At 45.7% G+C, this 9,315-nt stretch carries 7 protein-coding genes; 3 read left to right on the plus strand and 4 right to left on the minus strand.

The window, feature by feature from the left end; all coding sequences use genetic code 11:
* Positions 1–85: 85 nt before the first annotated feature.
* The 3 genes from PY364_RS12935 to PY364_RS12945 form a co-directional block, all read right to left on the minus strand.
* Positions 86–1,327: a URC4/urg3 family protein gene (locus PY364_RS12935; RefSeq protein ID WP_275523040.1), complete on the minus strand. Its 1,242-nt coding sequence runs from the start codon at positions 1,325–1,327 to the stop codon at positions 86–88.
* Positions 1,328–1,401: 74 nt separating this feature from the next.
* Positions 1,402–3,330: a penicillin-binding protein 2 gene (locus PY364_RS12940; RefSeq protein ID WP_275523042.1), complete on the minus strand. Its 1,929-nt coding sequence runs from the start codon at positions 3,328–3,330 to the stop codon at positions 1,402–1,404.
* Between the two features lie 78 nt (positions 3,331–3,408).
* On the minus strand, positions 3,409–3,981 hold the full coding sequence (locus tag PY364_RS12945) for a hypothetical protein (RefSeq protein WP_275523044.1): 573 nt from the start codon (positions 3,979–3,981) through the stop codon (positions 3,409–3,411).
* A gap of 545 nt (positions 3,982–4,526) precedes the next feature.
* On the opposite strand from PY364_RS12945, the gene PY364_RS12950 reads away from it, so the two are divergent.
* From PY364_RS12950 to glgB, 3 genes are all read left to right on the plus strand, one after another.
* A complete protein-coding gene (locus tag PY364_RS12950) occupies positions 4,527–4,721 on the plus strand; it encodes a hypothetical protein (RefSeq protein WP_275523046.1) in 195 nt (64 codons plus the stop codon).
* A 125-nt stretch (positions 4,722–4,846) separates the two neighbouring features.
* Complete coding sequence (locus tag PY364_RS12955) at positions 4,847–5,521, plus strand: glutathione S-transferase family protein (RefSeq protein WP_275523050.1); 675 nt, start codon at positions 4,847–4,849, stop codon at positions 5,519–5,521.
* A 480-nt stretch (positions 5,522–6,001) separates the two neighbouring features.
* Positions 6,002–8,305, plus strand: a complete 2,304-nt coding sequence (gene glgB / locus PY364_RS12960; protein WP_275523047.1) for a 1,4-alpha-glucan branching enzyme — start codon at positions 6,002–6,004, stop codon at positions 8,303–8,305.
* A 127-nt stretch (positions 8,306–8,432) separates the two neighbouring features.
* On the opposite strand, the gene PY364_RS12965 is transcribed toward glgB, so the two are convergent.
* Positions 8,433–9,086, minus strand: coding sequence for a type II secretion system protein (locus PY364_RS12965; RefSeq protein WP_275523048.1), 654 nt, complete (start codon positions 9,084–9,086; stop codon positions 8,433–8,435).
* Positions 9,087–9,315 lie beyond the last annotated feature (229 nt).

Below are 9,315 nucleotides of genomic sequence, written 5' to 3' on the forward strand. Positions count from 1 at the left end.
CCAAGATGGCGGCGTTACTGATAGGTTGGGTGAAACGAAGTGAAATCCAATATCAAGACTGTAGCAATATTTTTCAGAATTAGGATTAAAATACAGTACCATCACTTTCTATCTGAATTGGCGGCACTCCACCGGCTCTCAATTCAGTGGCAATTTTCCTTCCCGCAGTCCAGGTTCCTCCTTGTAAAATCTTCACTAGGGGTAATTCTGCGGTAGTTAAGTTTAGCTTTTTCCGAATTAGTTCGGCAATTTTATCTAACAAATTGACAGTCAGCGCTCTCCATTCTACTATGATTTCAGAACCAGGTAAATGACTTTCTAAAAAAATCCTTCTATCTTTTGCCTGTAGCAATTCTATATCTAAACAAAACCCACCATTACGATATTCTGGTAATCCTGTTAATTCATCTAATGCAATTACTTCTAAACCAAGTTCTTGTAGCGGTTCCAATAGAGAGTAAGTTAACCATTGAGAAAGTTTGTGAAAGGGTACATAGCCATCACTTAAATTTTGTCTCTGTAACGCTGGATGCAACCAAACATCGCCTAAGTTCACACCGGAAATTGTATATCTTCCTGGCCAAATTTCCCCCATTCCTGTTAAAACAGCGTTCAATACTTCGGAAGCTTTGATCGTCATCATTCCTGAGTATTTACCATCATGCAAATATTGGGCTAAATTCCCAGGACGCGGATTCTCATTCCCAAATAATACAGTATTTTGTCTGAGAACTTTTCCTAATTTTTGCAACAATTCTAGCCTACCTTCTAAACCAACTAACTGATTATTTTGATTCGCTTGTAATCCTGTGGCTAATGTCTGTAATTGTAGCTGGGAAAGTGCTTCGGCATCAGCTTGAAAAGGGAAATCAGGATTACTGGAAAAAATGCCTTGACAAAACATCCGAAAGCTGGCCACTGCTAAGCCTTCGGAACGGCGATAAATTTGTCCAGTTTCCTGTTCGTAATATTCCCAATTTGCACCTGCGCCTGCATCGAGTAAAACGCTGATAATTGCTAAGTCAAATTTGACTTTAGCTTTGTCAATTGGGGTGAGTTGTGCTAAGATTTTATCTAGTTCCGCCAGACGCGGTATTTCCCCGACTTCAAAATGTCGCCAACGGCTGTGAAATGGGATGTTAAAATCGGGATATTGTTGGCGAATTACTTCAATTACATAATTAGCAGCTTTGTCTAATTGAGTTAAATCAACGCGAAAGTAACGCAGTTTGTCTTCGCAGGCTAAATTGAAGAGGCGATCGCACTTTTCGCGAATTGCGCTTGGTGTTCTTAGGTATGCGATGGCCTCAAGTTCGAGATTGTTCAAAAGTTGTTTCTCCCATTGTGTTTTGTTGCTAATTTTTTAGCGTCCAAACCCACCTAATTGCTTCGTCCTCACACCTATTCTGCTGCTTTCACTCCTTCCTTTTCAACCTCCGCAGGCGGAATCTTCTCCACAGCAATCAACGCTTCCATCACCGACTTGACAACAGGTGCAGCTACTACTCCTCCCGTTCCTCCTTGGGGTTCATCAATTACTGCTAACACTACATAACGGGGAGATTCAACAGGTAAAATTCCCACAAAACTAGCGACGCTAGCATACTCCGAATAACCACCACTAGGATTAGCTTTTTGAGCAGTTCCCGTTTTCCCAGCAATGCGATATCCGGGAATTTGTGCCCCCTTTCCCGTCCCATCTTTCACTACTGTTTCCATCATTGCTAACACTTGCTTCGTCTTTTCTGGTGAAAACACCTGTCTCGGCGCTGGCCTACGGAGTTCCCAAAAAGGCTGTCCATCGCCGCTAAAAAGTCCTCGCACAACATGAGGAGTAACAATTTTACCGCCATTTGCTAAAGCGCCGCACAGTTGTACCAGTTGCAGTGCAGTTAGGGAAAAACCTTGACCAAAAGCGGTAGTTGCAGCTTCTACCCGCGAACTAATAAATTGTTCTCGGCTTTTGAGTTGACTGGATACTTCAAAAGGTAAGTCGGAATCTGTGGTTTGTCCTAGTCCTAAACGTTCCAAGGCATTGTAGTAAGCTGAAGCCTTGACTTGCTGCATGATATGTACCATGCCAACGTTGCTGGAATGTTGTAAAATCTCAGTAACAGTAACAGCGCCACGCGGGCCTGCTTGTCTGTAATCGTAATTGGAAATCGGCCAGCCGCCGACAAAAATTTGACCTTCATCGTTAAAAACGCTTTCGGGTTTAACTGCGCCAGCTTCTAGGGCGATCGCAATATTAATCGGTTTAAAAGTCGAACCCGGTTCATAAACATCAGTGATTGCCCAATTTTTAAACCGTTCCACATTGAATTTATAATATTGATTGGGGTCGTAGGAAGGTTCAGACACAAGCGACAGCAATTCCCCATCCCGCGCATCCATTACAATTACAGCCCCTCGCTTCCCCTTAAATTTCTCCATTTGTTGCTTGAGGGCCGATCGCGCTACCCGCTGCAAGCGGGTGTCTATTGTCACTTGTAATTGTAAGTCATCGAACTGGACAAATCCTGCGGCGAGTCGATCGGGAATCCAGTTGCCATTAACCGCCCGCTTATAACGGATTGACGGCATTGTGCGCTCTAGCAAGTTTTGCTGGCTGTATTCTACCCCTGCTTGACCATTGCGATCGCTATCTACATAGCCAACTACACCAGCCGCAAGTTCCTGCTGCGGGTAAAAGCGCTGTTGTTGGTGGATCAATTCTAAGCCATCAACTGGTTGTTTTTCGATTAACAAGTTAGCAATGCGATCGCCTATTTCTTCACTTAGTCCGTCGGCAATTTTCAGCCCGCTTTCAGCACTATTAAACTTTTGTAGCAGTACCCCTTCAGTAATCGTCTGTCCACCGCCGATAGCCGCCAGCAACGGCGCGAGATTAGCCGCGATCGCCCCCTTCGTTTGCTTAAATAGCTTCGGGTGAGCCCAGAGCGTATAAACTGGGCGGTCTAGGGCTAAAATATCCCCCTTACGATCGATAATTGGTCGTCTCGGTACAAAGGGGCGCGATCGCGATATCTGCTGTTGTTGCGCCCGTTTTTGCAAAATTGGTGCTTCCCTAACTTGCAAGTAGAACAAATTTGCAGCCAGACCCAACCCAGACAGCATTAATATCCCCCAAACAACATAAGGGCGGTATTTGTCCCGTTTTTGTAAACGTTCTCTAGGCGGTTGCTGACGATACCTAAGATCGGTGTCGCCAACAGCCTTCTGAGGCTGGCTTCTGAGGTGGGAAACAGAACCCATCTGTCGCTGATTCGGTTTCTTTGGGGGTGAAGAAGTCAGCGATCTACGGCGCTTAAAACGGGAGTCGTAAGTCATAAGAATCGGGGATTTTAGCGAACTGTTAACTGTTAACTGTTAACTGTTAACTGTTAACTGTTAACTGTTAACAATTTTCTAGTATCCCAAAGGTGTCTCTCCAGTAGATTTCTGAGTAGACTGAGGATCTAGGTTAGCGGCAGGAACCTGGCGTTCTGGCGCAGGTTCTAGAAAAATCATGTCCTGCGGTTGCTGCGGTGCCAAACCCGTTTCTGGATTTTCCGCCGCCGTAGCAATTTGATGTTTTAAGACAACGCTAGCAGCGCTTAATTGCTGTTCGCTACGCCGCAATGTTTCTAGCTTTTGGTATTCTTCACTCCAGCGCTGTTGGCCGTAAACTGTCCAACCATAAACCGTAAGAGTACAACTTAATAGTAGAAACGTTATCACCGATGAAGTCCGCTGTATGCTCAACAGCGATCGCAGCCAGACTGGTTTTAACTGACGATTGGGCAGAATTTTGACAGCGGCTACCTTAGTCGGAGTTGCACCTCGACCGATAGTGGGAACGGAGATGCTAGCTGGTTGAGGAGATACATTTTTCCGCCGAGCACGCCCAATCGGAGTAACTTTACTTTCCGTTGAGGAAACAGCGGCTAGGCGAGAAGGACGGCGTTGGGTAGAATCTGGGGAGCTAATAGCAAGGGTCATAGGCTTCACCAATATGTTATGTGCAGCAGCTTTAGTTTTAATTATGTGTGGAGGCATTCAGCCGTCTTACCAACCATAGCTCAGAAACAAATTCACAGCTTACTCTTAAATTAGTTTGCATAGTTTCTATAGATTCAGTTGTTAAGTCCCCTTCAGATTGAAGGGTTTTTTGCCGTTCGTTAAATAAATTAGTATACGTAGATTTTACTGGCGAACATCCCGCAAAAAGTTTTCACGCTCCCACCGGATCTCGGCAAAAACTATGATACCTTAGAGTGCGGTAGAGAACAAAGTCGCTGCTTTAACCGCTGATTCCGGGTCAAACCGGAAAAACACCTAGAGTCCCGACTCTCTACACTAAAATTTAACACCCATCAGGCGTTTCAGTCTTTTGACTGCCTCTAACGGAGGATTAGTCAACCTCAAAACTGAGGAAGCATTAAGGCTAAAAATAAACGCTTAAGACTTAAACCGTAGAGTCTCTTGTAGAAATTAAAAAGTTGCCTACATTTTTAGAAGCGGTTTTCGACCTTAAGGAGTGTATTATGAGCAAAAACTTTATTCGCTTGACTTTGGCTATTGGATTGGCTGCGGTTTTAGGGTCATGCGCTGGCGAAAGCGGAACTAGCCCGAGTCCTTCGTCTCCAGCAGTTTCTCCGAGTCCAGCGGAATCTCCCGCCGCTAGTCCTAAACCAGCTTCTCCTTCGGCCTCTCCCTCGGCTACACCTAAGAAGCCCTAGTCAGGGCGATCGCGCCATACCTTCCCTCAAGGTATAGCCTCTCACCTGCTTAACTAATCGCTCCTCACATATTTTTTTTAAATGGCATCAGTTAGGGCCGAAATGAAAATGTTAGTTTGTCTCTGATGCTATTACTGCAATTCAGTACATCTCACTACTGTCGCAAAGCTCGCTTGGCTTTGGGTTACAAAGGTATCTCTTACCAAGTTGAGAATTTGACTCCGGGATTGCACTTGTTAAAGATCCGACCGCTGACGGGAGGTTTGACAACAGTGCCGGTGCTTCTCCCTCAGTTAGAGGGTCAACCCGCCGCGATCGCGGACTCCACCCAAATTTTCAAGTTTCTGGAGTCTTACTGTCCATCTCCTCCTCTGTTAATCCCCGATCCCCAGCTACAAGCTGAGGCCTGGATGCTGGAAGACTGGCTTGATGAAAGCATTGGCACGGCAACCCGATTTGTTTACTACGAGTTTCGCGCAGGCCCCGGCAAAGCTATTGACCCGTCTCTGTTGAGCCAAATCGTAATTCAAGCGGTACGCCGACAGTACCGCATCAATCAAGCCTCGGTGGAACTGGCTGCTGGCCGCCTTGCCACTGCTATCGAGTTTTTAGGGAATCGCTGGGGCGATCGACCCTATTTGGTTGGCGATCGCCTAAGTGTTGCCGATATCGCTGCGGCAGCTCTGTTATCTCCCTTAGCCCTGATTCCCCAATACAGCCAAGGCTATCCCTGGCTATTCGATCGCATTGTCGAAATTCATAAACTCTGCCGCGAACCCCTACCCCCTGGGTTGCTATAGCAGGAGGCAGGAGGTAGGAGGCAGAAGGTCGAGGCCGATCGTAGCAAGGTTTTCAGCAATCAATCGTCTCCTAACCCCCTTGGCGGTTGCTATAACTGCCAATGCGAGTTAAGCAGTATCATAATTTTGGATAAAATTTACGATTGAACTACATTCACTTTATAATTATTAATAGAGTTCTTTCTGCATCAATAACTTGCAGTAATTGCAATCATAATTGATGCAGCCAGTAGGAATAGTTAGAGCTTACGCTTAAAGTAATATCGCCCCCTAGGCGATATTACAACTACTTTTGCGTAATTCCTGATAGTGAGAAATTTATCGCACTTTTCAATTGGGTAGTTACTATATCTAATTAGCAATTAGCAATTAGCAATTAGCAATTAGCAATTACCCTATTCTCATCCAAACGTGAACTCGCCCCTTCATGTTTTTTAAGTCAATTTAGTTAAATGATAAGTGATTCAGGTAGGTAACTTTATGGCCACGAGCATCCCTTTTGAACAGATTGACCGGATTATTTGGAATCAGCACCAAGACCCCTTTGAAGTGCTCGGCCCACATTTAATTGAGCAGAATGGCACAAAAGCCTGGGCGGTGCGAGCATACCTGCCAAACGCGGATGCAGTGTCGGTGGTATTGCCAGAAGCAAGGACAGAATACCCAATGCACGCAGTGCACCACCCTCACTTTTTTGAGTGTACGATTGAAGCGCCAGAGTTAGCTAACTATCAGTTTCGAGTCAAAGAAGGCGATCGCGATCGCTTCATCTACGACCCCTACGCCTTCCGTTCTCCCAAACTGACCGAATTTGACCTGCACCTATTTGCTGAAGGCAACCACCACCGCATCTACGAAAAGTTAGGGGCGCACCTAACTGAGGTAGATGGGGTGAAAGGAGTATACTTCGCAGTCTGGGCTCCAAATGCCCGCAACGTTTCATTATTGGGAGACTTCAACAGTTGGGATGGCCGCAAACACCAAATGCGGAAAGGGCAAACTGGCATCTGGGAAATATTTATTCCCGGTTTGGGCGCAGGAGAGTCTTACAAGTATGAAATCAAAAACATGGAGGGGCATCCCTACGAAAAGTCTGACCCCTATGGCTTCCAGCAAGAAGTACGACCAAAAACAGCCTCAATTGTCACTGACTTAGAAGCTTACACCTGGAACGATAGCGGCTGGATGGAACACCGCAGACATACAGATGCACTGACTCAGCCAGTTTCCGTCTACGAGTGCCATTTGGGATCTTGGCTACACGCGAGCTCTGGGGAACCAGCCTTGCTACCTAACGGCGAAGCGGAACCAGTGGTACAGGTTTCGGAACTAAATCCAGGAGCACGCTTTCTAACTTACCGGGAATTAGCCCACAAGTTAATCCCCTATGTTAAGGAGTTGGGCTATACCCATATAGAACTATTGCCGATCGCAGAACATCCCTTTGATGGTTCTTGGGGATATCAAGTCACAGGTTACTTCGCCCCGACTTCTCGCTTCGGTAGCCCTCAAGACTTCATGTATTTTGTTGACCAATGCCACGAACACGGCATTGGCGTAATTGTAGACTGGGTTCCCGGTCATTTCCCCAAAGACGGTCACGGTTTACCCTTCTTTGATGGCACGCACTTATACGAACACGCCGATCCCCGCAAAGGCGAGCACAAAGAATGGGGAACACTGGTTTTTAACTACAACCGCAACGAAGTACGGAATTTCTTAGTAGCTAATGCCCTGTTCTGGTTTGACAAGTACCACATTGACGGCATTCGCGTGGATGCAGTAGCTTCAATGCTGTACTTAGATTATTGCCGCGAACCTGGGGAATGGGTGACAAACCAATACGGAGGCCGAGAAAATATTGAAGCAGCGGAGTTTTTGCGGCAAACTAATCATGTAATTTTTAGCTATTTTCCAGGGGTATTATCGATCGCAGAAGAATCTACTTCTTGGCCGATGGTATCTTGGCCTACCTATGTGGGAGGTTTGGGCTTTAACCTGAAGTGGAATATGGGCTGGATGCACGATATGCTGGACTATTTCCACATGGACCCCTGGTTCCGCCAGTTTCACCAAAACAACATTACTTTCAGTATGTGGTATAACCACAGCGAGAATTTTATGTTGGCTTTATCTCACGATGAAGTGGTTCACGGGAAGAGCAATATTCTAGGCAAGATGCCGGGGGATGATTGGCAGAAGTTGGCTAATGTGCGGGCATTATTTACTTATATGTTCGCTCACCCTGGAAAGAAGACGATGTTTATGGGCATGGAATTTGCCCAGTGGCGGGAGTGGAATGTCTGGGGGGATTTAGAATGGAATTTGATGCAATTCCCGGCTCACCAAGGGATCAAGCAATTTTTTACGGATTTGAATCATCTTTACCGCAGTGAACCAGCCCTCTATGAACAGGATTTCAGTCAAGAAGGGTTTGAATGGATTGATTGTAGCGACAATCGCCACAGCGTGGTAGCTTTTGTCCGCCGATCTAAGGATGGTGAAGAGTTTTTGGTAGCGGTTTGCAATTTTACACCACAACCTCACAGTCATTATCGGGTAGGTGTTCCTGTAGCTGGTTTCTATACGGAATTGTTTAATAGTGATGCTCGCGAATATGGGGGCAGCAATATGGGGAATTTGGGCGGAAAATGGACGGATGAGTGGTGGTTCCACAATAAGTCTTTTTCGCTGGATTTGTGTTTGCCACCCTTGGGAGTTTTGGTGTTGAAATTGGATCGCGCTAAGACTGCTGCTGCTATGCAAACGGCTGTTGGGGAGTAAGATTAAGTTCGGTTTGCCCAAACATTACGTCATTGCGAGGAACGAAGCAATCCAAGCCTTTGCGATTGCTTCGTTCCTCGCAATGACAATTAGAGCGGATAGCGATGTAATTTTTAATTTTTAATCTTCAGTTTTTATTGCATCCTCCCTTATCAAGAGCTTTCGTTGCATCTTGTGCAGTTCGCATTGCACCTATAATCGTTGAAACAATCACACAGCGGTTATTTTTTTGACCTAATTGTTCGTGCTTTACCGTTACTCTTCCCAATTGTCCTTTGGCTATTGCGGTACAATCATCTTCAGGATCGGGAACGGGACAGCCTTTGTGGTTAAATAACGATCTGTAGACGTTACCTGATGGTCGCTGATTATTGGTGGGATTGACTTTATCTAAAGTTGTATTATCAATATCTATTCTGATCTTTTGCGCGAAGCTATGCCATTTTAATTGTGCAAGTTGATCGGATATTGCTTCTTCCATTTGATCGGGGAAAATGTGAGCTGGATGAACGGCCCATTGTACTATTCCACCCTGTTCTCGAAAGCTGGCTTGCCAGGAAATTTTATCGCGTTTGGCGTTGCTTTGGGCGATGCGTATTGCCCAGAAAATTCTATCTTGGGAGGTGCGAAGGTTTTGGTTATTGATGAATGCTAACCAACTAGGAGCTGCGATCGCGCTGAATATGCCCAGCATAAAAAGTATAATTAATATTTCAATGATTGTAAAGCCTGACGCGGCTAAGTTGATTGCTTTGCGGCAGGCTGGTGTCTTGATTGTCACTTAGATGCACTCCCTGATGCCTGTAACAAACTTTTTTTCTTAAAGCTGATTTTAACAGGAGTTACGTAGGGGCGATCGCGTCTAAAATCTGGTATTGATTAGCTTTACTTATAACAGTCGCCATGACTCTTGACAATTTTATTTTTTTCATTCCTTACGTAACGCCGCCCTCTGGGCGGTAACAATACTGACGTAACGCCGCCCTCTGGGCGGTCTTGTTACCGCCCAG

The sequence above is a fragment of the Kamptonema sp. UHCC 0994 genome, assembly GCF_029167235.1.
In the GTDB taxonomy this organism is placed as follows: domain Bacteria; phylum Cyanobacteriota; class Cyanobacteriia; order Cyanobacteriales; family Microcoleaceae; genus Kamptonema.